Annotated in this window: 26 protein-coding genes; 14 read left to right on the forward strand and 12 right to left on the reverse strand. The window is 74.7% G+C overall.

Annotated elements, in window-relative coordinates:
* Positions 1–166: 166 nt before the first annotated feature.
* Positions 167–943, reverse strand: a complete 777-nt coding sequence (locus tag FB462_RS13225) for an endonuclease/exonuclease/phosphatase family protein (RefSeq protein ID WP_141862349.1) — start codon at positions 941–943, stop codon at positions 167–169.
* Between the two features lie 156 nt (positions 944–1,099).
* Positions 1,100–2,503, reverse strand: a complete 1,404-nt coding sequence (locus tag FB462_RS13230; RefSeq protein ID WP_208738913.1) for an MFS transporter — start codon at positions 2,501–2,503, stop codon at positions 1,100–1,102.
* 138 nt (positions 2,504–2,641) lie between these two features.
* Here FB462_RS13230 and FB462_RS13235 point away from each other — a divergent pair, with 138 nt between their 5' ends.
* From FB462_RS13235 to FB462_RS13255, 5 genes are all read left to right on the forward strand, one after another.
* A complete protein-coding gene (locus tag FB462_RS13235) occupies positions 2,642–3,946 on the forward strand; it encodes an alanine racemase (protein ID WP_167510112.1) in 1,305 nt (434 codons plus the stop codon).
* A complete protein-coding gene (locus tag FB462_RS13240; RefSeq protein WP_058741400.1) occupies positions 3,946–4,776 on the forward strand; it encodes an IclR family transcriptional regulator in 831 nt (276 codons plus the stop codon). Before FB462_RS13235 ends, FB462_RS13240 begins: the two co-directional genes overlap by 1 nt.
* Positions 4,773–5,753, forward strand: a complete 981-nt coding sequence (locus FB462_RS13245) for a sugar kinase (protein ID WP_141862352.1) — start codon at positions 4,773–4,775, stop codon at positions 5,751–5,753. The genes FB462_RS13240 and FB462_RS13245 overlap by 4 nt, the downstream gene beginning before the upstream one ends.
* An 83-nt stretch (positions 5,754–5,836) precedes the next feature.
* Positions 5,837–6,478 (forward strand): bifunctional 4-hydroxy-2-oxoglutarate aldolase/2-dehydro-3-deoxy-phosphogluconate aldolase, encoded by a 642-nt coding sequence (locus FB462_RS13250; protein WP_141862354.1) that lies wholly within the window; start codon positions 5,837–5,839, stop codon positions 6,476–6,478.
* Positions 6,475–8,058 carry an N-acyl-D-amino-acid deacylase family protein gene (locus FB462_RS13255; protein WP_141862356.1) on the forward strand — a complete coding sequence of 528 codons (1,584 nt, stop codon included), beginning with the start codon at positions 6,475–6,477 and terminating at the stop codon, positions 8,056–8,058. Before FB462_RS13250 ends, FB462_RS13255 begins: the two co-directional genes overlap by 4 nt.
* A gap of 45 nt (positions 8,059–8,103) precedes the next feature.
* On the opposite strand, the gene FB462_RS13260 is transcribed toward FB462_RS13255, so the two are convergent.
* Positions 8,104–8,493: a RidA family protein gene (locus FB462_RS13260; protein ID WP_141862358.1), complete on the reverse strand. Its 390-nt coding sequence runs from the start codon at positions 8,491–8,493 to the stop codon at positions 8,104–8,106.
* Between the two features lie 232 nt (positions 8,494–8,725).
* On the opposite strand from FB462_RS13260, the gene FB462_RS13265 reads away from it, so the two are divergent.
* A complete protein-coding gene (locus FB462_RS13265; RefSeq protein WP_114849771.1) occupies positions 8,726–9,979 on the forward strand; it encodes a glycosyltransferase family protein in 1,254 nt (417 codons plus the stop codon).
* Between the two features lie 140 nt (positions 9,980–10,119).
* Here the strand turns inward: FB462_RS13265 and FB462_RS13270 are convergent, their stop codons facing one another.
* From FB462_RS13270 to FB462_RS13280, 3 genes are all read right to left on the reverse strand, one after another.
* Positions 10,120–10,611 carry a pyridoxamine 5'-phosphate oxidase family protein gene (locus tag FB462_RS13270; RefSeq protein WP_058741405.1) on the reverse strand — a complete coding sequence of 164 codons (492 nt, stop codon included), beginning with the start codon at positions 10,609–10,611 and terminating at the stop codon, positions 10,120–10,122.
* 189 nt (positions 10,612–10,800) lie between these two features.
* Entirely contained in the window at positions 10,801–11,427 is a 627-nt protein-coding gene (locus tag FB462_RS13275; protein ID WP_141862360.1) for a hypothetical protein, read from the reverse strand.
* A gap of 106 nt (positions 11,428–11,533) precedes the next feature.
* Positions 11,534–12,643, reverse strand: a complete 1,110-nt coding sequence (locus FB462_RS13280; protein WP_114849773.1) for an LLM class flavin-dependent oxidoreductase — start codon at positions 12,641–12,643, stop codon at positions 11,534–11,536.
* 83 nt (positions 12,644–12,726) lie between these two features.
* On the opposite strand from FB462_RS13280, the gene FB462_RS13285 reads away from it, so the two are divergent.
* Positions 12,727–13,695 (forward strand): SDR family NAD(P)-dependent oxidoreductase, encoded by a 969-nt coding sequence (locus tag FB462_RS13285; protein ID WP_141862362.1) that lies wholly within the window; start codon positions 12,727–12,729, stop codon positions 13,693–13,695.
* 104 nt (positions 13,696–13,799) lie between these two features.
* Here the strand turns inward: FB462_RS13285 and FB462_RS13290 are convergent, their stop codons facing one another.
* Complete coding sequence (locus FB462_RS13290) at positions 13,800–14,531, reverse strand: SGNH/GDSL hydrolase family protein (RefSeq protein ID WP_167510113.1); 732 nt, start codon at positions 14,529–14,531, stop codon at positions 13,800–13,802.
* Between the two features lie 226 nt (positions 14,532–14,757).
* A complete protein-coding gene (locus FB462_RS13295; RefSeq protein WP_141862366.1) occupies positions 14,758–15,546 on the reverse strand; it encodes an NRDE family protein in 789 nt (262 codons plus the stop codon).
* Between the two features lie 65 nt (positions 15,547–15,611).
* Here FB462_RS13295 and FB462_RS13300 point away from each other — a divergent pair, with 65 nt between their 5' ends.
* From FB462_RS13300 to FB462_RS13330, 7 genes are all read left to right on the forward strand, one after another.
* Positions 15,612–16,973 (forward strand): bifunctional phosphopantothenoylcysteine decarboxylase/phosphopantothenate synthase, encoded by a 1,362-nt coding sequence (locus FB462_RS13300; protein ID WP_141863359.1) that lies wholly within the window; start codon positions 15,612–15,614, stop codon positions 16,971–16,973.
* Between the two features lie 118 nt (positions 16,974–17,091).
* Positions 17,092–17,490 carry a DoxX family protein gene (locus tag FB462_RS13305; protein ID WP_114849776.1) on the forward strand — a complete coding sequence of 133 codons (399 nt, stop codon included), beginning with the start codon at positions 17,092–17,094 and terminating at the stop codon, positions 17,488–17,490.
* Positions 17,487–18,287, forward strand: coding sequence for a YqjF family protein (locus tag FB462_RS13310; protein ID WP_167510114.1), 801 nt, complete (start codon positions 17,487–17,489; stop codon positions 18,285–18,287). Before FB462_RS13305 ends, FB462_RS13310 begins: the two co-directional genes overlap by 4 nt.
* On the forward strand, positions 18,284–18,715 hold the full coding sequence (locus FB462_RS13315; RefSeq protein ID WP_141862370.1) for a DUF1810 domain-containing protein: 432 nt from the start codon (positions 18,284–18,286) through the stop codon (positions 18,713–18,715). Before FB462_RS13310 ends, FB462_RS13315 begins: the two co-directional genes overlap by 4 nt.
* A gap of 108 nt (positions 18,716–18,823) precedes the next feature.
* Positions 18,824–19,474 (forward strand): GntR family transcriptional regulator, encoded by a 651-nt coding sequence (locus FB462_RS13320; protein ID WP_114849778.1) that lies wholly within the window; start codon positions 18,824–18,826, stop codon positions 19,472–19,474.
* A gap of 174 nt (positions 19,475–19,648) precedes the next feature.
* Positions 19,649–20,110 (forward strand): MarR family winged helix-turn-helix transcriptional regulator, encoded by a 462-nt coding sequence (locus tag FB462_RS13325; protein ID WP_141862372.1) that lies wholly within the window; start codon positions 19,649–19,651, stop codon positions 20,108–20,110.
* A 297-nt stretch (positions 20,111–20,407) separates the two neighbouring features.
* Positions 20,408–21,280, forward strand: coding sequence for an aggregation-promoting factor C-terminal-like domain-containing protein (locus tag FB462_RS13330; protein ID WP_114849780.1), 873 nt, complete (start codon positions 20,408–20,410; stop codon positions 21,278–21,280).
* A 90-nt stretch (positions 21,281–21,370) separates the two neighbouring features.
* Here the strand turns inward: FB462_RS13330 and FB462_RS13335 are convergent, their stop codons facing one another.
* Genes FB462_RS13335 through FB462_RS17430 form a run of 4 tightly spaced genes read right to left on the reverse strand, consistent with a single transcriptional unit; the run spans position 21,371 to position 23,049 of the window.
* Complete coding sequence (locus tag FB462_RS13335) at positions 21,371–21,679, reverse strand: hypothetical protein (protein ID WP_114849781.1); 309 nt, start codon at positions 21,677–21,679, stop codon at positions 21,371–21,373.
* Positions 21,676–22,311: an Asp23/Gls24 family envelope stress response protein gene (locus FB462_RS13340; RefSeq protein ID WP_141862374.1), complete on the reverse strand. Its 636-nt coding sequence runs from the start codon at positions 22,309–22,311 to the stop codon at positions 21,676–21,678. The genes FB462_RS13335 and FB462_RS13340 overlap by 4 nt, the downstream gene beginning before the upstream one ends.
* Entirely contained in the window at positions 22,302–22,856 is a 555-nt protein-coding gene (locus tag FB462_RS13345) for an RNA polymerase sigma factor (protein WP_058742663.1), read from the reverse strand. Before FB462_RS13345 ends, FB462_RS13340 begins: the two co-directional genes overlap by 10 nt.
* A gap of 16 nt (positions 22,857–22,872) precedes the next feature.
* On the reverse strand, positions 22,873–23,049 hold the full coding sequence (locus FB462_RS17430; protein WP_167510115.1) for a hypothetical protein: 177 nt from the start codon (positions 23,047–23,049) through the stop codon (positions 22,873–22,875).
* Between the last annotated feature and the right edge of the window lie 25 nt (positions 23,050–23,074).

The following is a 23,074-nucleotide window of genomic DNA, read 5'->3' on the forward strand; positions in this document are numbered from 1 at the left end:
CGGCCGCGCGCCGAGCGGGCCACATCTGTCGCGCTCGGCGGGTCCACGCGACGTTCTGTGCACGCGCTGCGCCCCGCAGGCGGCGTGTCCTGCACGCGCGGCGCCCGCATGCAGGCACCCCCGGCGCTCCGCCGCGCGACGCCGCCGCGTGCGAGTGGTCTGCCCGTCAGGCGGCGGGAGCCTCGGGCACGGGGACCGCGCCGGTCGCGCCGAGGTGTTCGTAGTGCGCCCGGACCAGGATCGGCCGGTGGTCGGAGATGCCCGCGGGCAGGGTCTCCACGCCCGCGATGTGCAGGCCGACGCTCGTGGCGAAGTCGAAGTGGCCCGTGAACTTGCGGTAGCGCAGGTAGGTGGGCTGGTCGGACAGCGACAGCGCGAAGCCGTGTTCCTCGATCTTCCGGCGCAGGTTCGTCTGGAACCACGGGTAGTTGAAGTCGCCGACCATGATCGCCGGAGCCTCGTCCGACAGGTCGCGGACGAACTGGTGCGCGGCCTCGATCTGCTTGCGGCGCAGGGAGTTCGTGGCGGTGAGCGGCGAGGCGTGGAACGAGGCGACGATGACCTCGGTGTCTGCCTCGGTGTCGCGGAGGCGCATCGCGATGAGGCGCTCGTGCGCGGGCGCGAGGACCCGGTCGTGCAGGGACTTCTGCAGTGAGTGGATGCTGAAGTCCTCGACCTCGAACCGGTCGTCCCGCTTGTAGATCGCCAGACCGAGTCGGTTCGCCTTGGTGGAGGCCGCGAGCGAGAGCCCACCGACCTGAGGCGCGAGGTCGTTGCTGTCGCACTCCTGGACGCAGATGACGTCGGCGTCGGACGCCTCTGCGAGGGCGGCGAGCTCGCCGTTGGCGGTGTGCTCGCGCAGGTTGTAGCTCACGACGCGCAGGGCCGTCGGCTCCACAGCCGCGTCGGCTGCGATCGATCCCTGCTGCTGTGGCCCGGCCATGCTGCCTTCCGTCCTGGGTGTCTCGGTCACCCTGCCGCGGTCACCGTACTCGGCTGTCGCGGACAGTTGCTGTGACCGTAGCGCACCCCGGGTTTCGCGCGTGTGACCGTGTCGGAAACGGATGACGGCGCGGCCCGGCCCCGCGTCGCGCCGCGCTCAGGCACGCGCGCGCCGCACGGGCCGGACGGTCTCGCCGGCGGTCCGGCTCATGAGCACGCCCTCCAGGCAGGCCACCGCGAGCAGCGCCGCGACCACCCAGAACGCCACGTGGTACGGCCCGGACCCGCCGAGACCGGCCGCCGCCCGGATCGCGACGGCGGCGACCGCGACGCCGAACCCGGCGGCGACCTGCTGCAGCGTCGACGACAGGGTGTTCGCCGGCGTCATGTCCGCCTGCTCGACGTCCGCGAACGCGATCGTGTTGTAGGCGGTGAACCCCACGGAGCGCGCGGCGCCGCTCACCACGAGCAGGAGCGCGAGGAGCCAGAACGGGGTGTCCTCGGTCATGAACACCATCGCGACGACCGTCAGCGCGGCGACGGCACTCGACACGACGATGACCGGCCGGTACCCGAACCACCGCAGGAACGGCGTCGTCATGGGCTTGATCCCGAGGTTGCCGACGAAGACCCAGAGCACGGCCGACCCCGCGAGGACGGCGCTCCACCCCCACGCGTCCTGGAACAGCAGCGGCAGGACGAACGGCACCGCCGAGACGGCCAGGCGGAACAGGCTGCCGCCTGCGTGCGAGACCCGGAAGGTCTCGAGCCGGAAGGACTCCAGCCCCATGATCGGGTGCGGCGCGCTGCGGAAGTGCCGGACGGCCTGCCAAGAGCACACCGCGCCGACGATCCCGGACACGACGACGGCGACCACGGGGATGTCGTCGAGCGCGAGCAGCGAGGCCATCACGACGAGGGCACCGAGGCCGAGGCACGCCAGCAGCGACCCGAACCAGTCGAACGGTACCCGTTCCGGCGCGCGCTCCTGCGGGACGAGGACGAGCGCCGCGACGAACGCGACGACGCCGAGGGGGATGTTGACGAGGAAGATCCAGTGCCAGCTCAAGGTGTCGACGAGCACCCCGCCGACGAAGGGCGCGACGATCGGTGCCGCGAGTGCCGGCCAGGTCAGGATCGCGATGGCGCGGACGAGCTGGTCCCGCCCGGCGCTCCGCAGGACCACCAGGCGGCCGACCGGCACCATGAGCGCCCCACCGAGGCCCTGCACGATGCGCCAGATCGTCAGGTCGACGAGTCCCGTCGCCATCGCGCACAGCCCGGAGGCGACCGTGAAGAGCACGATCGCGCCCGCGAAGACCGTGCGGGAACCGATCCGGTCCGTGAGCCACCCGCTGACCGGGATGAACACCGCGAGGGTGACGAGGTACGCCGTGATCGCGACGCCGACGGCCGCGGAGTCGACCCCGAGGTCCCGTCCCATCGCCGGCGCAGCGGTCGCGAGGATCGTCCCGTCCAGGAGCTCCATGAAGTAGGTGCCGGCGACGAGCACCGCCACCGCCGTGCTCCCCCGCCGTCGGGTCGTCGTCATCGTCGTCATGTCGCCTCGAATGCTATGCCCGCTCGGTTTCCGCCACACCCGGGATGGTTCTGCACCGCACAATGGAGAGGACGGCGACGTTGCCCGGCCGCACCTCCCCCGTGGACGGTGGGACCACCGCGACCAGCAGGAGGACCGATGGCCACCACCCCCGACCGCCCGGCCGCACCGGAGCGCGAGGACGCCGCCGACCGCCCCGCCACCGTGACCGACAAGGGCGCACCCGACCCGGCGGCACCGGCCCGCCCCCACGTGCTCGACCACGCGCACCTGCCCGTCATGACCCTCCGCGGCTCCGCCCTGGCGCACAACACCACGGTCATGCAGGCCTACGTCGACCGCCACGGCCTGCTGCTCGCCCCGCACATGAAGACCCACATGGCCCCCGCCCTGGTCGAGCGGCAGCTCCGCGCCGGCGCGTGGGGCGTCACGGTCGCCTCCGTGCAGCAGGCGATGGTGGCGTGGGCGCACGGCGTGCGGCGGGTCCTCGTCGCGAACGAGGTGCTCGACCCGGCGGGCCTCGACTGGCTCGCCACCCGCGACGAGGCCACCGACGCGAGCACCGGAACGGACGCGAGCACCGACGCCCCGGCAACGATCGCACCGGCACCCGCCGACGTCCTCTGCAACGTCGACTCGCTCGCCGGCGTCACCGCCGCCTCCGCCGCGCAGGCACGCACCGGCGGCACGGTCCACGTCCTGGTCGAGGTCGGCTTCCCCGGTGGCCGCACCGGCGTGCGCTCCCCCGCCGAGGCCCGCACCGTCGCACAGGCGGCCGTCGACGCGGGCCTGGTCCTCCGGGGCGTCACCGGGTACGAGGGCGGCCTGCCCGACGTCGACACCGCCCGACGCTGGGTCGCCGGCGTCGCCGCCGTCGCAGCCGACCTCCGTCCGCTCGTCCCCGCTGACCGGATGCTCCTCAGCATGGGCGGCAGCGCCTGGTTCGACGGCGTGGTCGACGCGCTCGCGGACCGGCCCGCCGACGTCGACGTGCTGCTCCGCTCCGGCGCGTACCTGACCCACGACGACGGCTTCTACGCCGAGCGCACGCCCTTCGGCCGTCGCCCCGAAGAGGGCTCCCTCCGCCCGGCGATCGAGGTCTGGGGCCGCGTCACCTCGTGCCCGGAACCGGGTCGCGCCTTCGTCGCGATCGGCAAGCGCGACGTCTCCTTCGACGAGGGCCTGCCCGTCGTGCGGGGGATCCGGCCTGGAGGCACGGCGCACGACCCGCAGGTCGTCCCGCCACCCGGGGCGGTCACCGTGGTGTGCCTGGACGACCAGCACTGCTACCTCGCGCTGACGGACGACGCACCCCGGCTCACGCCGGGCGACGTCGTCGTGCTCGGGGTCTCGCACCCGTGCACGGTGTTCGACAAGTGGCGTCAGGTGCGGGTCCTCGACGACGACGACACCGTCGTGCAGACGATCGGGACGTGGTTCTGATGACCGCGGAGGTGCCGGCCCGGAACGCCGCGCTGTCGCTCCGCCGCGGGCTGCGGCTGCTCGAGCACGTCGCGGACCGGACCCGGGGCGGCGCCGCGTCGGTGTCCCTGACCGAGCTCGCGGCCGAGCTCGGCACGGCGAAGTCGACCGTGCTGCGACTGACGGCCCCGATGCTCGAGACCGACCTGCTCCGCCGGACGCCCGAGGCCGGCTTCACGCTCGGGCTCGGGGCGCTGCTCCTCGGCCAGAGCTACCTGGAGGGCATCGACCTCCGCGCCGCCGCGGCACCGTTCCTCCGCCGGACGGCCGAGGCCACCGGGCTCACCTGCCACCTGGTCGTCCCGGACGGCACCGACATCGTCTACGTCGACAAGGTCGAGACCCGAGGCACCGTCCGGATGGGGTCGCGGATCGGGAACCGCCTGCCGATGCGGAACACGGCCTCGGGCAAGGCGATCGTGGCGTTCGGCGAGCCCGAGCTCCTGACCCAGGTCCTGGCCGTACCCGCCGTCGCGATGACCGACCAGACGATCACGGACGACGACCGCTGGCGGCAGGAGGTCGAGCGGACCCGCGCGCGCGGCTACGGCATCGACGACCGCGAGAACGAACCGGGCATCCGCTGCGTCGCCGCGCCCGTGCTCGACCACGCGAACCAGGTCGTCGGGGCGATGAGCATCTCCGGGCTGGCCTCCCGCTTCCCCGCCGCGGCCGTCCGGGAGCTCGGCGAGGGCGTCGTCCGGACCGCACTCGAGGTGTCGGTGGCGCTCGGGTCGTCCTCCGCCGGGCTGGCCCTCGCCCGCACCGCGAGCTCCGGCGGCGTCCGGTGACCGAGCCGACCGGCGCCGTGGTGACCGTCGGCGAGACGATGCTCCTGCTCAGCGGGACCGAGCCCGGCGAGGTCGCCGAGCTCGAACACCTCCGGGTCGACACCGGCGGCGCCGAGAGCAACGTCGCGATCGGACTCGTCCGTGCCGGCGTCCCCGCGACGTGGGTCGGTCGGGTCGGCGCGGACCCGGCCGGCGACCGCGTGCTCCGCGACGTCCGCTCAGCCGGGGTCGACGTCGTCCCCGTGGTCGACCCCGACCGCTCGACGGGCCTCATGGTCAAGGAGCGCCTGCACGACGGCCGCACGCGGGTGACCTACCACCGACGGCACTCCGCGGCGTCGGCCCTCGTGCCGGAGGACGTCCCCGCCGGACTCGTCGAACGCGCGGCCGCGGTGCACCTGACCGGCATCACGCTCGCCCTGTCCGACACCGCGCGGGCGACCGTCCATGCCGTCCTCGACCGCGCCGACGCCGCCGGGGTGCCGGTGTCGTTCGACGTCAACCACCGGGCGAAGCTCGTCGACGCGTCGACCGCCCGGGGGGTCTACCGTCCGGTCGCCGAGCGCGCCGAGGTCCTGTTCGCCGGTGACGACGAGGCCCGCCTGCTCCTGGGCCTCGGCGACGACGAGGGCACCGACGAGGACCTCGCCCACGCGCTCGCCGCCGTGTCGCGGGGCCCCGCGGTCGTGAAGGCCGGGTCGCGCGGGGCCGTCGCGGTCGTCGACGGACGGACCCTGCGGCGCCCGGCCACACCCGTGCGGGTCGTCGACCCGGTCGGCGCCGGGGACGCGTTCGTCGCCGCCTGGCTCGCCGCGACGCTGACCGGGGCGCCGGCGGAGACCGCGCTGGACCGTGCCGCCGACGCCGGGGCGCTCGCGTGCACGGTCGCGGGCGACTGGCACCGACCCGACCCCGCCGCACTGCACCGCCCGGGCACGCCGGACACCGCCGACGTCCACGACCGCGTCGACCGCTGACACCGCACGACCCCACCACACGACCGCACCGCACCGCACCGCACCGCACCGCAGACCACGAGCCGCGACCACCAGGAGCCCGCATGACCGACACCGCCCCGCACCCCCGCCACCGGCACGCCGCGGGCCCCGCCGTCGCGATCCTCCGTGGCGGGACGGGCGAGCACGTCGAGGCCGTCGTCACGACCCTCGTCGAGGCCGGGGTCCGCGCGGTCGAGCTGACGACGAACACCCCGGGCTGGCGCGAGGGCATCGCCCGGACCGTCGAGCGCCACGGCAGCGGCGTCGCGGTCGGCGTCGGCACCGTGATGGAGCCCGGACAGGTCGACGAGGCGGCCGCCCTCGGCGCGACCTTCGCGGTCAGCCCGCACACCGACCCCGCGATCGGCGAGCGGGCCCACGCACTCGGACTCGGCTGGTACCCGGGCGCCGCGACGCCGAGCGAGATCGTCCGCGCGTGGCAGCTCGGCGCCCGTGCGGTGAAGGTCTTCCCCGCGGCGCAGCTCGGCGGCCCGGCGTTCCTGCGCCAGGCGCTCGCCCCGCTCGACTTCGTCGACGTCGTCCCGACGGGCGGCATCGGCATCGACGACGTCCGCGACTACCTGGCGGCGGGTGCGGTCGCCGTCGGGCTCGGGTCCCCGCTCGTCGGCGATGCGCTCGTCACCGGCGACCTGGCGTCGCTGCGGGAGCGCGCGACCCGGCTCGTCGCGGAGACGACACGGTGACCGCGGCACCCGGGGGCGCGTCCCCGGTGCTCCTCCGCGGTGGCGCCGTGGTCGGTCCGGACGGCCCGGTCCGCGCGGACGTGCTCGTCCGGGACGGCCGGATCGCGTCCGTCGGGCCGGCGGTGCGCCCACCGTCGGACGCCGTCACGGTGGACTGCGGCGAGCGCTTCATCCTGCCCGGCTTCGTCGACGCGCACTCCCACGCCGGTTCACGCGTCTTCGACGAGGACGTCCAGGAGACCCTGCTGCGCCAGGGCGTCACGACGATCGTCACGGGCCAGGACGGCGTCGGTCCGGCACCGGGCGACGGGACGTGGGCGGACCGGTACTTCGCGGCGATCGACGGCCCGCACCCGCGGTACCGCGGCGGCGGGACGGCGGCGCTCCTGTCGACGTACGACGGCACCACCCCCGTGAACGTGGCGACGCTCGTGCCGGCCGGGACGGTCCGGCACCAGGTGATCGGCGACGAGGACCGCCCGGCGACCCCCGACGAGACCGCACGGATGCGGGCGCTCGTGCGGGTCGGGCTCGCGGAGGGGGCGGTCGGGCTCGCGAGCGGGCTCGACTACGTGCCGGGGGTCTCCGCCGACGCCGACGAGCTCGCCGCGCTGTGCGCCGAGGTCGCGGCGGTGGACGGGCTCTACGTGACCCACATGCGCGGTGGGTACGAGGCGAACGTCCGGGTCGGGCTCGACGAGGTCGCCGCGATCGTCCGGGCCTCCGGCGTCCGGGCGCACGTGTCGCACCTGCACGGGCCGGTGCCGACGGTCCTCGGGGCGCTCGACGACCTGGCGGCCGCGGGCGTACCGCTGTCCTTCGACGCCTACCCGTACTCGCGCGGCTGCACCATCCTGTCGATGCTGCTCCTGCCGTCGGCCCTCGCCCGTCCCGGCACCGACGACCTCGCCCACGCCCTCGCCGACCCCGCCGGCCGCGAGCGCGTGCGGGCCGGCGCACTCGAGCGGGTGACGGGCCGCGCCGACCTCGGCCCGGGGTGGGCGGACCAGGTGACGCTGTCGCACGTGCCGTCCGCCGCGCACCACGGACTGCAGGGCCGGACGCTCGCGCAGGCCGCCGCGGACACCGGGACGGAACCGGTCGACCTGGCGCTCGACGTGCTGCTCGCGTCCGCCCTGCAGGTGAGCGTGGTGATGCGGGTCCCGGAGCCGCGCACGCCCGAGCAGCTCGCGCCGCTCTTCCGCCACCCGGGGCACACGGCCGGGTCGGACGGCATCCACGTCGGCACCCACCCGCACCCCCGCGCGGCCGGCACGTTCGCGCGGTACCTCGGCGACTTCGCCCGACCCGGGCTGCTCACCTGGGACGAGGCGCAGCGGCACCTCGCGACGACGGCGGTCGGGCTGCACGGGCTCGGCGACCGCGGCGTGGTCCGGACCGGCGCGGTCGCGGACCTCGTCGTGGCCGACCCCGAGCGGGTCACGTCCAGGGCGACCTACGCGGCGCCGACGCTGCGGGCCGAGGGCATCGACGACGTCCTCGTCGCCGGGGTCCCGGTGCTCGCCGCCGGTCGCACGACGCACGCGACCCCCGGCGTCGGGCTACGTCGCGCGCGCTGAGCGCGGGGAACGGACCGTCGCCGGGGGTCGGGCGTGAGGACCTGCTCAGTCCTGGCGGTCGGACAGCACGGCGACGACGTCGATCTCGACGAGGATCCCGGCGAGGTGCGACTGCACGGTGGTCCGGACCGGGTACGGCTCGGAGAAGTGCTTCGCGTACTCCTCGTTGAACGCCGGGAAGTCCCGGTCCGAGTGCTCGAGGTGCACGGTGGACTTCACGACGTCGTCCAGGGTCGCGCCGTGCTCGGCGAGGACCGCGGCCACGTTCGCCAGCACCTGCGCGGTCTGCCCGGCGACGTCGTCGGCCATCGCCCCGGTGGCGGGGTCCTGCGGGCCGAAGCCCGCGGTGTACAGGAAGCCGTTCGCGACGATGCCCTGGCTGTACGGGCCGGCGGGCTTCGGGGCGTTGTCGGTCACGATGGCGGTCTTCGGCACGGGGCCTCCTCGGTTCGGTCCAGCGGGTCGCCACCAGGGTAGGGGTGCCGACGTCGCCGGGACCGGCCACGGGGCGGAGCCGTTCCGGTGCGCACAACGCGGGGCGTGCCTCCCGGCCGTGCCCGGCGACCGATCACCCGCGTGACGTGCGCGTGGCACGCAGGGGTCCAGGAACGGACGGCTACCCTCGGGACGTGCCCACCCTGATGCCCGGACATCGCGGAGCGGGCCGGTGAGCCGGTACGACGGCGTCGTCGCCGGCACCCTCGCGAACGGTCGACGTCGTCTCGTCGACCTCGCCACCGCGATGCCCGCCTGGGCCGCGGTCCTGCTCGTGTGGACCGGTGGCCGGGTCGTCTCCACGTTCTGGCTCGCGCTCGCCTACCCGTTGATGGGGCGGGCGATGCCGGACAACGCGGTGTGGGGCAACGGGCACGGGTTCCTGGCGTTCCTGACCGCGTGGGACGGGCAGTACTACGAGCAGATCTCGGTGCACGGGTACCCGACGACGCTGCCGCTCGACGCCGGTGGGCACGTGGCGCAGAACTCGTGGGCGTTCCTGCCCGCGTTCCCGTTCGCGATCCGGGCGCTGACCGCCTCGACGGGGCTGCCGTTCGAGGTCGGGGCGCCGCTCGTCGCCCTGCTCGCCGGGCTCGTCGCCGCGTTCCTGCTGCACCGGCTCGTCGCCGACCACGCCGGGCACGCCGCCGGGATGTGGGCCGTCTTCTTCTTCACGTGCGGGCCGCTGTCGTTCCTGCTGCAGGTCGGCTACGCCGAGAGCACGTTCCTCGCACTGACCTTCGGGGCGCTGCTCGCGCTCGAGCGTCGGCGGTACGGGCTGCTCGCGCTGCTCGGCGTCGTCGCGGCGTTCACCCGGCCGGGGGCGTTGGCGATCCCGCTCGTGCTCGGGGTCGTCGCCCTGGTCCGGTGGATCCGCGCACGTCGGGCCGCAGCCGGCACCGGGTTGCGGTCGCTCGACGCGTTCCCCGTCGCGGAGCGGGTCCGGGTCGTCGCTGCAGGGGCCGTGATGGCCGCAGCCGGGGTCGCGTGGCCCGTGATCGCGTCGCACGTGACCGGTCGGCCGGACGCGTACCTCGAGACCGAGATGTCCTGGTGGGTGAACTTCATCGGTCGGGTCGACTTCGTGCCGATGACGCCGTGGTTCCTCATCGCCCTGCGCTGGATCGGCGTCGGCGGGGTGTTCATCGTCGTGTTCCTGCTCGTGGCGTACCCCGTGTGGCTCCTGCGTCGCTCGACCCGGAAGCTCGGGCAGACGACGGTGCTGTACTCGGCGGCGTACGCGCTGTACATCTTCGCGGTGTCGTTGCCGATGGCCTCGACGCCCCGGTTGCTCATGCCGCTCGCGCCGTTGTTCGGCTCGCCGGAGCTCGTCGCGCGGCCCTGGATGCGGTGGACGTTCGTGAGCTGCGCGCTCCTCGGGCAGCCGGTGCTCGTCGCCGTGCTGTGGCTGCTCGGCCCGCCCTGACCCGGGCCGGGTCGGGCGGGGCCGGGCCGGCCCACCCCGACCGCGAAACGCAACGTGGGCGGTTCCTCGCAGCGACATACCGCTGCGAGGAACCGCCCAGTTTGCGTTCCGCGAGCCCGCCAGCCCGCGAGCCCGCCCGCCTAGAGTTCGACCGTCCCGTGGTCGCCCGTGTCCGGCTGGCTCTGCTTGCCGAGCGCGGCCTTCAGCGTCTGCACGAGGCTCCCCACGGGTCCGGTGTCCTGCGTCCAGTACTCGACCGAGTCCCCCTCGACCGTGAGCAGCCGGATCGTGGGGTCCTGCCGTCCCTCCGGGAACCAGGCCTCGGCGAAGGGCGACCACAGCTCGTCGATGACGCTCTCGTCGCGGGTCACCGTGGCGCGTCCGGCGATCGAGAGGTACCCGCCCTGCGACTCGATCGCCACGTTCACGTGCGGGTTGCGGGCGATGTCGGTCACCTTCTCGCTGCCGTCCTGCACGAGGAACCGCAGCGTCCCGTTGAACGCCTTGTCCTGCACGGCGAGGGGCCGTGCGTGCAGCTGACCGTCGTCGCTGACGGTCGTGAGCAGGGCGGTGCGTGCTCCGTGGACGATGTCCGAGATGGCGGCGCGCTGGTCTGCCTGCGTGTCGGTCATGATGCTCCTGTTCGTCGTGCGCCCCGTTGTGCTCGACGTCCGGCCGGGCAGTCCCGGGCGCGTTCCGTTCGGACCAGTCTGCCCCTCGACGCTGGACGCGTCCGACCCGGCCTGGAGGCACGTGGCAGCACCCGCCGCACGGTCGCGTCCCCGGGCGCGCACCACCGCGGCCGGCGGCAGCGCCGACGCTCAGACGGCGGGTTCGCGGATCGTGGTCTCGACGTCGACGACCTGCGGCACGCGCGGCATCGACGCGAAGCCGAACGCCACGGGCGGGTCGAGCGGGGCGAGCGTCCCGAGCGGCTCCCCTGCCCAGGTCCCCGACACCGCGGTGACGTCGTGGGCCCCGGTCACGCCGTAGTACTCGCGGCGGCCGTTGCCCGCCGAGCCGGCCGTGCCGGACCCCGGCGAGACGAGCCGTGCGACGGGGTCGATCAGGGCGAGCCACCGGGGGTCGCGGGCGATCGGCTTCGGCACGATGCGCAGGACCCGGCCGAGCGGTGAGATCCCGCCGACGTCGATGGTCGCCTGCAGCGGTCCGGCGTCGAGCTCGAGGCCGCGCGCCGTCCGCCGGGCACGGACGTCGACGACCGAGACGGTGTCGAACCGGTAGGTGCCGGACACGTACGCGGCGACGATCTCGTCCGGCGCGAGCAGCACGCTCGACCCGTCGGCGAGCTCGAGGAACACGTCCGTGAACGACCCGAACGGCGAGCGGTCCCACATGCCGACCACGATCCGCACGCCGGAGGTCGTCCCGGCGCCGAGGATCCGGCCGCGGAAGCGTCGTTCGGTGGCCCCGTTCGGTCGCAGCATGGCGCCGACCGTACCCGCGCCGACCGTGAGCCGACGTGACGGACGTGCCCCGTGCCTCCAGGCCGGCGCAGCCGGGGTCCGCGGTCCGCAGCCGGCGACCGCGTGCCTACGGGACCGGGACGGGCTCCGCCAGGAGCTCGCGCACCCGCGGGGCGACCCGCGTGCCGTAGAGCTCGATGGACCGCATCATGTCCTCGTGCGGCAGGCGACCCGTCGCGTACCGCATGTCGAAACGCGAGACGCCGAGGATCCGCATGTTCCGCGCGATCTTGCGCGCGACCGTCTCGGGCGACCCGACGTACAGCGACCCGCCGGCGGACAGCCCTGCCTGGTACTGCGCGAGGTCGAGGGGCGGCCAGCCGCGCTCCCGACCGAGGCGGTCGGTGACGGCCTTGTGGTACGGCCAGTAGCGCTCGGCGGCCTCCTCGTCGGTCGCGGCGACGAACCCGGGCGAGTGCATCGCGATCGGCTGCTGCGGGAGCTCGAGCTGCGTGAGCGCCTGGCGGTACAGGCGGGAGAACGGTGCGAACTGCGCGGGCTGCCCGCCGATGATCGCGAGGAACAGCGGCAGCCCGTACGAGGCCGCACGGATGACGGACTGCGGGGAGCCACCGACGCCGATCCACGTCGGGATCGGACCGTGCTCGAGCTTCGGGAAGACGTCCTGGTCGGTCAGGGGCGCACGCTTCGTGCCGCTCCAGGTGACCTTGTCGCCGCCGCGCAGGGCGTTCCAGAGCTGGAGCTTCTCCTCGAAGAGGACCTCGTAGTCGCTCAGCTCGTAGCCGAACAGCGGGAACGACTCGGTGAACGAGCCGCGGCCCAGGATGACCTCGGCGCGACCGTCCGAGATCGCGTCGACGGTGGCGAAGCGCTCGTAGACGCGCACCGGGTCGTCGCTCGACAGCACGGTCACGGCGCTGCCCATGCGGATGCGCTCGGTGCGCGCGGCGATCGCGGCGAGGACGACCTCGGGGGCGCTGACCGCGTAGTCCTCGCGGTGGTGCTCCCCGACGCCGATGAAGTCGATGCCGACCTGGTCGGCGAGGACGGCCTCGTCCACGACCTCGCGGAGGCTCTGCGCCTGGCTCCGGACGGTCCCGTCGAGCCGCTCGGTGACGTCGCCGAACGTGTCGAGGCCGAGCTGCACCGGGCCGATGCGCTCGGGTGCGGGCGGCGGGACGTCCGAGGGACGGTCGGTTCCGAATGCGTTGCTCATGGCGCGCCTCCTGATCGATGCGTTTGCATGAATATAGCACAGCGCTCGGTCGTCGGCCAGACCCCACGGGTACCGTCCCGCGCATGCCGAACATCCCCGACCAGACCGGCCGCCGCATCGTCGTGACCGGTGCGAACAGCGGCACCGGCAAGGAGACCGCGAAGCGCCTGGCCGCCGCCGGCGCCAGTGTCGTCCTGGCGGTGCGGACCCCCGCGAAGGGCGAGGACGCAGCAGCCGACATCCGCCGCGAGCACCCCGCGGCCGACCTCGAGGTGCGTGAGCTCGACCTGGCGGACCTGTCCAGCGTCCGCCGTTTCGCGGACGGGATCGCCGCGGACGAGCGGCCCCTCGACGTGCTCGTCAACAACGCCGGGGTGATGGCGCCGCCCGAGCGCTTCGAGACGGCGGACGGGTTCGAGCTGCAGTTCGGCACGAACTTCCTCGGCCCGTTCGCGCTCACGAACCTGCTCCTGCCGACCTTGCTGCGCGCGGGCGGCGGCGCAGGTGCAGGCGCAGGCGCAGGCGCAGGCGGTGCGGGCGACGCCGGTGGCGGTGTCCCCCGTGTCGCGACGATGTCGAGCCTCGCCGCGATCCCCGGACGCATCCGCTTCGACGACCTGCAGTGGCACCGCGGCTACAACCCGTGGCGCGCCTACGCCCAGTCGAAGCTCGCCGACCTGCTCCTCGCGCTGCACCTGCACCGCCTGACGGTCGAGCGCGACTGGTCACTCGTGAGCACCGCCGCCCACCCGGGCTACACGCGCACGAACCTGCAGTCCGCGGGACGGTCGCTCGGGCGCTCCCGGCCGGTTCGGTCGAGCGACCGTGCGCTGCCGTTCACGCAGGCCGTCGAGCAGGGCGCGGAGCCGCTGCTGTACGCCGCGGTCGGACCGGCAGCGGTGGGCGGGGCCTACTACGGGCCGAACGGACCGGCGGGCCTGACCGGTCCGACCACGACGGTCACCGTGCCCCGGAGCGCGCGGAGCGCGGACCTGGCGCGGTCCCTGTGGGCGGTCGCCGAGGACCTCACCGGGACGCAGGCGCCCGCCTGACCCCGGGCCGCCGGTCCGGCGGCTGGTCGAGCGGCCGGTCGTCGGTCCGGCGGGTGGTCGGGTCGCCGGCCTGGAGGCGCGGTGCCGCTTGCGTCCCGCCGGCGTCAGAACCGCAGGCGGTCGCGGGCGAACGACTCGATGACCGAGGCCTCGATCGCCCGCTGCCCGCGCACCGTCGGGTGCACGTCGTCGGACTGCATCCAGTCGGCGTGCCCGCGGAGGGGATCGCCGATGTCGACGTAGGTCCCGCCGTCCTTCCGGGCGGCCCGGTGCATCGCGTGCGAGATCTTGGCGAGCTGCGCCGGCGGGGCCTGCTCGTTCCAGATCGCGCTGAGCCCGACGACCCGGGCCTCGGGCAGCAGCCGGTGCACCTCGGCCACGAGCTGGTCGGTCTGGCTCTTCACGACGGCGTCGTCCTCGCCGAGGTCGTTCGAGCTCGCCTGGATGAACACGACCTGCGGCCGCTCGTCCACGGCACGTCGGACGAGGGTCGGGTAGGCACTCGCGCACTCATCGGCGTCGCCCTCGGCCACGACCCCGGCGCCGTCGCACGAGAAGTTCGTCAGCTGCCACCGCTCGGTCCGGGCGAGGAGCGAGGGCCACGCCTGCTCCGGCGTCAGGCCGTGCCCGGCGGTGATCGAGTCGCCGATCACGACGATGCGCTCCCCCGGCGCGTGGTCCCACGCCCGGGTGGTCGCACTCGGGTGCGGGGTGGCCGGGGCTGCCGCCGAGGTGCTCTCCGTGCACCCGGCGAGGAGGCCCGCGGCGACCACCGCGGTCAGCGCGACGAGCACCGTGCGGCGTCGTGCGGGAGCGGGGCGTACGGATCGGGTCACGAGCCGTGACCGTACGCCGTCCCCGGACAGTGGGACCGCCCCGGTCGCTGCCGGTCCCCACAGGGTTCGCGCCCCCGCCGGGTGACCGATCTGCGTGTGGGATGCCGTTCCGCGCGTCGAAGGCCGTTCCGCGCATGGGAAACCGCCCCTTCCGCCACCCCACGCGCGGATCGGCTTCCCATGGCACGCGCGATGGGCAGGAACGCGCGGGGCAGGCCGCCCCGGGTCAGGCGCGGTGGAGCTCCACCGAGCCGTCGAGCCGCCCCGGCCGTTCGAGCCGCGCGTGCTGCAGCACGGTCCGATCCCGCCCGACGGCAGCGGCCACGATGGACAGCGTCGCGACGTGCCCGTCCGGCTCGACGGCGTCGCGGAGGATCGCGTCCGGGTCGTCGGACGGCAGCGCGGCCGACTCGGCGAGGAGCCCGAACCACCCGCTCCACCCGTCGCCGGCGTCCGTCCCGGCGTCGGCGGTGCGGAGTTCGTCGAACGGGCCGAGCACCGGCGGCGCGGTGGGTGCGGGTGCGGCGCGGAAGGCGTCGAGCCACCGGCCGATCCGGGGCGCGGTGGGGTCGTCCGGTGCTCCGTGGGTGACCATGTGCACGCCGGGGCCGAGGTCGGTCGTCCGGACCGCCTCGCCGTCCCAGGTCGACACCGTCACCCCGTCGGCCGTGGCACGGACGAGGTTGAACGCCCGGGTGGTCGGCAGCTGCCCGTCGGCGCCGGGCAGCACCCCGTCGACGGCGTCGAGCGGGACGACGCCCCGGGTCGTCCACGTGCCGTCGGTGCTCGGCACGGGCTCCGCGCGGTTGAGCACGACCGCGAGCCCGGCGGTGTCGGACGCCGCGAGCCACGCGCCTCCGGCCGACCGGTCGCGCACGCCGCGCACCGATGGGTCGCGCTCCGGCCACCACGCGGCCGGCGGGTCCCACGGCCGGTCGGGGGACTCGTCCCGCAGGGCGAGCACGGTGACGGGCCACTCGCCCGCGGGGTCGACGCGGACGACGACGGTGCACATGGGGTCGATCCTCGCACGACCGTCCGGGTAGCGTGACCGGCGTGGATGCTGCAGCAGCTCGCCGTCTGACCGTCGTCGTCGGGATCACGGGCGGGATCGCCGCCTACAAGGCCGTTGGGGTCGTGCGGGACCTCGTCAAGCGCGGGCACGACGTGCACGTCGTCCCGACCGAGGGCGCGCTCCGCTTCGTCGGCCTGCCCACGCTCGAGGCCCTGAGCCGCAACCCCGTGACCACGAGCGTGTGGGACGACGTGTCCGAGGTGCGCCACGTGGCCCTCGGCCGGCGCGCGGACCTCGTCGTGGTCGCACCGGCCACGGCGGACTCGATCGCCCGGATGGCCGCCGGGCTCGCCGGGGACCTGCTCGGCACGACCTTGCTCGCGACCGAGGCCCCCGTGGTCCTCGCCCCCGCGATGCACCCGCAGATGTGGGAGCACCCGGCGACCGTGGCGAACGTCCGGACCCTCGAGGGTCGCGGCGTGCACCTGGTCGGACCGGTCGTCGGGGCCCTCACGGGCGACGACGCCGGCATCGGCCGGATGGCGGAGCCCGAGGAGATCGTCCGCGCGGCCCTCGCGGTCGTCACCGGAACCGGAACCGGGAGCGGAACCAGCACCGGAACCGGAACCGGCAACGGGACCGGGAGCAGGACCGGAACCAGCACCGAGCCCGGCCACACGACCGACGCGGGACGGCCCGCCGGGCGTGGGGCGAGCCTCCAGGCCGGTCCCGGTCCCGGTGCCCGCGGCGAGCAGGGCGACCTCGCCGGCGTCCGCGTGGTCGTGAGCGCCGGCGGCACGCGCGAGCCCTTCGACCCCGTCCGCTTCGTCGGGAACCGGTCCAGCGGCCGCCAGGGCGTCGCGATCGCGGCGGACGCGGCCCGCCGCGGCGCCGTCGTGACCCTCGTCGCCGCGAACGTGGACGGCGGACTCACCGCCGGACTGGACGCGACGGTGGTGCCGGTCGGCTCCGCGCAGGAGCTCGCCGACGCCGTGCACGCGGCGGCGGCCGAGGCGGACGTCGTCGTGATGACGGCCGCGGTGGCGGACTACCGGCCGGCCGAGGTCCGCGAGGCGAAGCTCAAGAAGGACGACCAGGGCGACCGGATGACGCTCGAGCTGGTGCGGAACCCGGACGTGTTGGCCGATCTGGTGGCCGCGCGGCGGACCGGCCAGATCATCGTCGGGTTCGCGGCCGAGACCGAGCCCGACCGCGAGGCCCGGCTCGCCCTGGGCCGCGCGAAGATCGCCAGGAAGCCCGCGGACCTGCTCGTCGTGAACCACGTCGGGTGGTCGTCGGGCTTCGAGCGCGAGGAGAACGCCATCGAGGTGCTCGTGCCGGGCGGCCACGTGGTGCGGGAGACCTCGGGGACGAAAGCCGAGGTGGCCGCGGCGGTGCTCGACCTCGTGGCGACCGCCCTCACCTGACCGACGCAGGCCCCACTCCCAAGCGACGCCGGCCGCACTCCGCAAGCGACGCCGGCCGCACTCCGCGGCCGACCGCACGTCCCGTGCACACGCAGGCCCGGGCGAGCACGATGGACTCATGCGACGACGTGAACGCACCCGGCGCGCCGACCGGACCGCCCGCGCCCTGGCCGTCCTGCTGGCCGGCGCCGGCGTGACCCACTTCCTCCGCCCGCGCACCTACGACCGGATCGTCCCGGACGGCCTGCCGCCCCGCCTGACGACCCTGGGCTCCGGCCTCGCCGAACTCGCCGTGGCCGTCGGACTCGCCGTCCCGGCCACCCGCCGCTCGGCCGGCTGGGCAGCAGCAGCCCTGTTCCTCGCGGTCTTCCCCGCGAACGTCACCATGGCACGCGACGTGCTCGACAGCCCGCGGGCGTCCCGCGCCGTGCGGCTCGTCTCGGTCCTGCGGCTCCCCCTGCAGGCACCCCTCGTCGCGTGGGCGGCCCGCGTCGGTCGGCACGCCACGCGCCGGTGACGGACACCCCGCGTGCTCGCGCGGCGGTGCCCCTGCTGCACCGGCCGGTGACGGTGCACGCCTGGGAGGACATCGTCTTCGCCCACTGGCGCCGCGACCCCGACCAGCTCGCCGGGCTCGTCCCGCGGGGCACCCGCCCGGACGTCGTCGACGGCAGCGCCTGGGTGGGGCTGACCGCGTACGTCTTCCGCGAGACGAGCGTGCCGCCGTTCCCGCCCTCCGGTCGGCTCGGCTCGATGACCGAGGTCACGATCGAGGTCCTGACCGTCGACGACCACGGCCGCCGCGGGGTCGCCTACCGCACGGTCGACACCGCGAACGTCCCGGCGATCGTCGCCGCCCACGCCCTGCTCGGCGTGCCGTACACGTTCGCGCACGCCAGGGCCCGACGGCGGGGCGACACGATCGCGCACCACTCGGTCCGGCACCCCTCGCGCGCCCGGCACCCGCTCCGGTGGGTGCGGCAGCTGCGGACCGCGGGTGGCGGACGGCCGGGAGGCACGCCCCGCCCCCGCCTCGACGCCACCGTCCGCGTCGTGGCCGGTGAGGCGGTGCAGGACCCGCTGGCCGCCGAGCTCACCACCCGCGCCGGCATCCACGCCCGGCACCTCGCGCAGACGCTCTTCTGGCAGCGGCAGCACCCGCCGTTGGCGATCCGGTCCGCCCGGCTCGAGCGGCTCGACGGGGACCTGCCGGCCGCGGTCGGCCTCCCCGGGCTGTTCGACCGTGCGCCGGACTCGCTCCTCGTCGTGGACGGCACGACGGTCCGCTACGCGTGGGGGGACGTGGTCCGGTGAGCGACGACCGGTTCGACCTCGACCGTTTCGTGCGGGCGCAGGAGGGGGTGCACGAGCAGGCGCTCGCCGAGCTCCGGGCCGGTGCGAAGCGCTCGCACTGGATGTGGTTCGTGTTCCCGCAGCTCGTCGGCCTCGGCCGGAGTACGACCGCGCAGCGGTACGGGATCGCGGGACTCGCCGAGGCCCGCGCGTACCTCGCGCACCCGGTGCTCGGCCCGCGGATCGTCGAGGCCGCCGCGGTGGCCGCAGCAGCACCCGCCCGGAGCGCCGACGCCCTGTTCGGCGGGATCGACGCGATGAAGGCCCGTTCGTCGGCGACCCTGTTCGCCCGCGCGGCCGACGACCCGACCCCCTTCCGTGCCGTCCTCGACCGCTGGTTCCACGGAATCGAGGACCCGCTCACGGTGCGGTTGCTCGAGGACGACTGACCGGAGCCGCCGCGTCCGGCCGTCGTCCGGTGGTACATCAGGTACCGTGGACGACGTGCCCGTGCGGCACGAGCCCGATCCGTCCTTCCCGAGAACCGAGGACACCGCATGCCGGTCCCCCGCACCGCCCCCACGGAGCACCAGCTCCTCCGCGACACCGTCCGCCTCAAGATCCACGCCGCGATCATGGACGGCACGCTCGAGCCCGGTGAGCGGCTCAACGACGACGAACTCATCGCGTGGCTCGGCGTCTCCCGCACCCCCATCCGCGAAGCCCTGAGCCAGCTCACCCGCGCCGGCCTGATCGAGATGGCCCCGAACCGGTACACCCGCGTCACGACCCCGAAGCCGGACGAGGTGGTCGAGGCGATGCAGACCCTCGGCGTGCTGTTCGGCGGTGTCGTCCGGCTCGCGGTCCCGCGGCTCACGGCGGCGGCCCGGCGCAGGATCGTCGCGCAGCTCGACCGCACGATCGCCGAACTCGAGTCCCATGACGTCGCGTCGGTCAACCGGGACGCCCTCGACGTGTTCGGCCTGTACGTCGACGCGTGCGGCAACCCCGACCTGCAGCGGGTCTGCCGCGACACGATGGACGGCCTGGCCTTCCGGCTCCGCCTGCCGAACCTCGACGAGCTGATCGACTGGGACCGGATGACCGAGGACTTCCGTCGCCTCCGGGCCGCCACCGAGTCCGGCGACAACATCGCCGCCGAGCTCGCGACCGAGGCCATCCACCTGCTGCCGGGCGAGAAGTCCTGAGTCCACCTGCACGTCCGCACAGGAAACGCCCGTCCCGCCGTCGCGGGGCGGGCGTCCTGCGTCCGGAGCGCCGCGACGGACGCGCACGGGTGGCTCGCGGTCACACGCCTGCGGACCCCGGTAGCATCGCTCCGACCGAGCAGCCCCGCCCGACCCGTCGACCGAGAGCGCAGCATGACCGACCGCACGCCGGACCGCACCGAGATCGCCGCGCGCCTGGCCGCCGCCGTCGGTCGGATCAACCGCCGAGCCCGCTCGGACGCCGCCTCGCTCGGCTACGGGATCGTCTCCGCCCTGGCCACCGTGCAACGCGAGGGACCCCTGCGTCCCGGCGACCTGTCGCGGATCGAGGTCGTCACGAAGCCGACGATGACCCGCATCCTGACCGAGCTCGAACAGCGCGGCCTGATCGAGCGCGAGGCCGACCCGAGCGACGGTCGCGCCTTCATGGTGAGCATCACCCCGGCGGGCGTCGAGGCCGTCGAACGTGCCCGCTCCGACCGCACGGGGATCGTCGCCGAGCTCATCGCCGACCTGCCCACCGCGGACGTCCAGGCCATCGCCGGCGCACTCGACGCCCTCGAGCGCGTGGCGCAGGGCGACCGCTCCCAGGAAGTGCACACCTCCGGCCGCTGAGCCCGCTCCGAGCGGGCCGTTACCGAACCGTTACACACGGGTGGACGGACGGTTCTGCCAGTGTCCCTGGACGGCCCGTCCAGGGAGACACGTCATCGTGACGGCTTCGCCCGAGCAGGCGGCCGCCCCGGTCGCCCAGCGGCGGACGGACGGGCCCCACACCACCGTCCGGTCCTCCCCCGGCTCGCGGTCCCCGACACCGACCACCCGATGGTCGCGGGCGCACTCCCCCACACCCCGTGCGCCCACCGCCACCCGTCGCGGACCGCACCAACAGCCGGCCGACCACCGGAACCGATGACAGGACGCACCACCCCCTCCCTCCCCACGACCACCGCGACCACCCGTCGCCAGGCACTCGACACCCGCAGCCGTCGGGTCCGCCGAGCACTCCGCAGCCGCACCGCGCTCGTCGTCGGCGGCGCAGCGGCCCTCGCGCTCGTCGGCGGCGTCGCGACCGTCGGCACGCAGCCCGCGATCGGCGACGCGTTCGGCATCGCCACCCCGAGCGCGAGCGCCAGTGCCGCACCGGCCCTCCGCGGCGCGTCGCTCGACAAGGCCCAGGCGGCCGCGACCATCGTCACGGCGCAGACGGTCCTGGCCGACGCGAACGACAAGACCGACACCGCGGCCCTCGAGCAGCAGGTGCAGGCCCTCTCCGACTACCGGTCCATGTCGAGCGGCGCCATCACGTCGCACATCGCCTCGACGGTGGACGCCACGACCGAGGTCGCCGACGCCAGCGCCGCGCAGGACAAGGCCGACGCCGACGAGCAGGCCCGTGCCGCGGCAGCCGCGAAGGCCGCCGCCGAGCAGGCCGCAGCTGCCGCCGAGGCCGCCCGCGCCCAAGCCGCCGCGAACACCCCGGCCGGCGCCAAGGCCACGGCAGCGCAGCTCGCGTCGTCCCAGTACGGCTGGGGCTCCGCGCAGTTCCAGTGCCTCGACAGCCTGTGGACCAAGGAGTCGGGCTGGAACTACCAGGCCGTCAACGCGAACGGCGGCGCGACCGGCATCCCGCAGGCGCTCCCCGGCTCGAAGATGGCGACGATCGCCGCCGACTGGCGCACCAACGCCACCACCCAGGTGAAGTGGGGTCTGCAGTACATCAGCTCCGCGTACGGCACGCCCTGCGCCGCGTGGGCACACTCGCAGGCGAACAACTTCTACTGATCACCCCGGCGGAGACCACCGTCGGACGGGAGGCACGGGGCGGGCCCGCCGCGTGCCTCCCGTCCGTCTGCCGGCCGGTTCGTCGGGCGGTCAGCCGATGCGTGCGATTCGGACGTCCACGCGCGACAGCGCGACCCCGTGGGCGGTCGCGGTCTCGAGGGCGGCGACGTGCGCGGCCCGGGCGGTGGCGGGCGCGGGACGGGAGCCGTCGGTCCCGATGACCACGCGCAGGACGTCGTCGTCGAGCACGACGCGGGCGACGGCGGTGCGTGAGGCGAGGCTGCGGGCCGAGGCGATCGCACTCCCGAGCGTGGGCTTCGCGCGGTAGAGCTCGGCGACGCCGGGCACCGCGAGGACAGCGGCCTCGACGGCCGCGACGGTCTCGTCGTCCCAGGTCATGCGCGGTCCTCCTCGTGGTCGGCGTCGGCCGGCAGGGCTGGCAGCAGGTCGCGGACGTGCACGTCGACGGCGTCGACGACCAGGTCGGTCTGCTCGGCGAGGACCGTGGCGACGGCCTCGCGGACCTGCTCGGCGGCGGCGTGGATGGGCGCGCCGGTGCGGACGGCGAGTTCGACCAGCACCCGGACCGGGGCGCCGAGCGTGGTGACGTCGCCGTCGAGCGAGCACCGGGCGATCACGACGCCGGGGACGACGTCGCCGGCGCTGCGGATCAGCGAGCGGATCGCGCCCTCGGTCATCACGGGGCGTTCGGTCGGGGCCTCGGGGATCAGGGGGACGTCGCGGCCGGCACGAGCCTCGAGCGAGATGTTCGCGAGGACCCCGCCGATCCAGGACTCGTCCGCCGGCGGCTCCTCGGCGGCCGCTGCGTCGAGCGACCCCATCGAGGACTGGCGCAGCCGGATGATCGCGGCGAGGGCGTTCTGGCAGGCCGGGGAGTCGTCGATCGTCGGGTCCGCCGGCTGCATGCCGTCGTCGAGGTAGTCGGCGAGCTCGTCGATCGTGTGGCCGTCGAGGTCGTCCGGCTCGAGGGCGTCGAGCCGGAGGTCGTCCGGGTGCGGGGTCATCGCCATGCCTCCATGAGACGGATCATGTTCTTCCGGGCCCGGGACAGCAGGCCCCGGACGGTGGACACGGGCAGGTCGAGCTCCTCCGCGATGTCCTCGTACCGGTACTCGAGCACTTCCTTCATCACCCAGCACCGCCGCTGCGCCTCCGGGAGCTCGGCGAGCGCACGCTCCGCGGCCTCTTCGCGGGAGCGCGCCTCGGCGACCCGTTCCGGGGCGTCGTCCCGGGGTGCGGCGACCTCGAGCTCGGTGACGTCGAGGTGCTCCCGACGGGCCCGGATGCGGTCGATGCACTTCCGGCTGAGGATGCGCATGAGCCAGGACTTGACCTTGGCGCCGTCCTCGAGCGCGTCGAGCCTGCTCCAGGCCGTGATGAAGGTCTCCTGCACGACGTCGTCGAGCTCGTCGGTGGAACCGAGGGTGCGTCTGGCGTAGGCCCGGAGCAGCGGCGTGTACCGCCGGATGAGGACCTCGAACGCCCGGACGTCACCGTCGGAGGACCGGCCGGCGAGGACGGCGTCGTCGAGGTCCGTGAGGGGCTGGTGGGGCACGGGTTCCTTCTACCGGTCACAGGTGGGGGAAGTCTGGGCGGGCCGGGGACGCCGGGCGTGCCGGGACGGGCGCCGCGGTCGTCACGCGGAAGGGTCCGGTCGGCCGGGTGGCCAGCGCACGGACGCGAGCCTGGGCGAGCAGGTGCGTGTCGCCGCTGCGCAGCGTGCCGCGGTGGGTGTCGGTACCGGTCATGTCGTCCTCCTGTGTGTTCCACCGG

This window comes from Curtobacterium citreum (assembly GCF_006715175.1).
GTDB lineage: Bacteria > Actinomycetota > Actinomycetes > Actinomycetales > Microbacteriaceae > Curtobacterium > Curtobacterium citreum.

Bases quoted from the DNA above. Each gene is read 5' to 3' on its own strand.
- FB462_RS13225 (WP_141862349.1), bottom strand. From the start codon at position 943: ATGGCCGGGCCACAGCAGCAGGGATCGATCGCAGCCGACGCGGCTGTG.
- FB462_RS13230 (WP_208738913.1), bottom strand. From the start codon at position 2,503: ATGACGACGATGACGACGACCCGACGGCGGGGGAGCACGGCGGTGGCG.
- FB462_RS13235 (WP_167510112.1), top strand. From the start codon at position 2,642: ATGGCCACCACCCCCGACCGCCCGGCCGCACCGGAGCGCGAGGACGCC.
- FB462_RS13240 (WP_058741400.1), top strand. From the start codon at position 3,946: ATGACCGCGGAGGTGCCGGCCCGGAACGCCGCGCTGTCGCTCCGCCGC.
- FB462_RS13250 (WP_141862354.1), top strand. From the start codon at position 5,837: ATGACCGACACCGCCCCGCACCCCCGCCACCGGCACGCCGCGGGCCCC.
- FB462_RS13270 (WP_058741405.1), bottom strand. From the start codon at position 10,611: ATGACCGACACGCAGGCAGACCAGCGCGCCGCCATCTCGGACATCGTC.
- FB462_RS13275 (WP_141862360.1), bottom strand. From the start codon at position 11,427: ATGCTGCGACCGAACGGGGCCACCGAACGACGCTTCCGCGGCCGGATC.
- FB462_RS13280 (WP_114849773.1), bottom strand. From the start codon at position 12,643: ATGAGCAACGCATTCGGAACCGACCGTCCCTCGGACGTCCCGCCGCCC.
- FB462_RS13285 (WP_141862362.1), top strand. From the start codon at position 12,727: ATGCCGAACATCCCCGACCAGACCGGCCGCCGCATCGTCGTGACCGGT.
- FB462_RS13295 (WP_141862366.1), bottom strand. From the start codon at position 15,546: ATGTGCACCGTCGTCGTCCGCGTCGACCCCGCGGGCGAGTGGCCCGTC.
- FB462_RS13305 (WP_114849776.1), top strand. From the start codon at position 17,092: ATGCGACGACGTGAACGCACCCGGCGCGCCGACCGGACCGCCCGCGCC.
- FB462_RS13320 (WP_114849778.1), top strand. From the start codon at position 18,824: ATGCCGGTCCCCCGCACCGCCCCCACGGAGCACCAGCTCCTCCGCGAC.
- FB462_RS13325 (WP_141862372.1), top strand. From the start codon at position 19,649: ATGACCGACCGCACGCCGGACCGCACCGAGATCGCCGCGCGCCTGGCC.
- FB462_RS13330 (WP_114849780.1), top strand. From the start codon at position 20,408: ATGACAGGACGCACCACCCCCTCCCTCCCCACGACCACCGCGACCACC.
- FB462_RS13335 (WP_114849781.1), bottom strand. From the start codon at position 21,679: ATGACCTGGGACGACGAGACCGTCGCGGCCGTCGAGGCCGCTGTCCTC.
- FB462_RS13340 (WP_141862374.1), bottom strand. From the start codon at position 22,311: ATGGCGATGACCCCGCACCCGGACGACCTCCGGCTCGACGCCCTCGAG.
- FB462_RS17430 (WP_167510115.1), bottom strand. From the start codon at position 23,049: ATGACCGGTACCGACACCCACCGCGGCACGCTGCGCAGCGGCGACACG.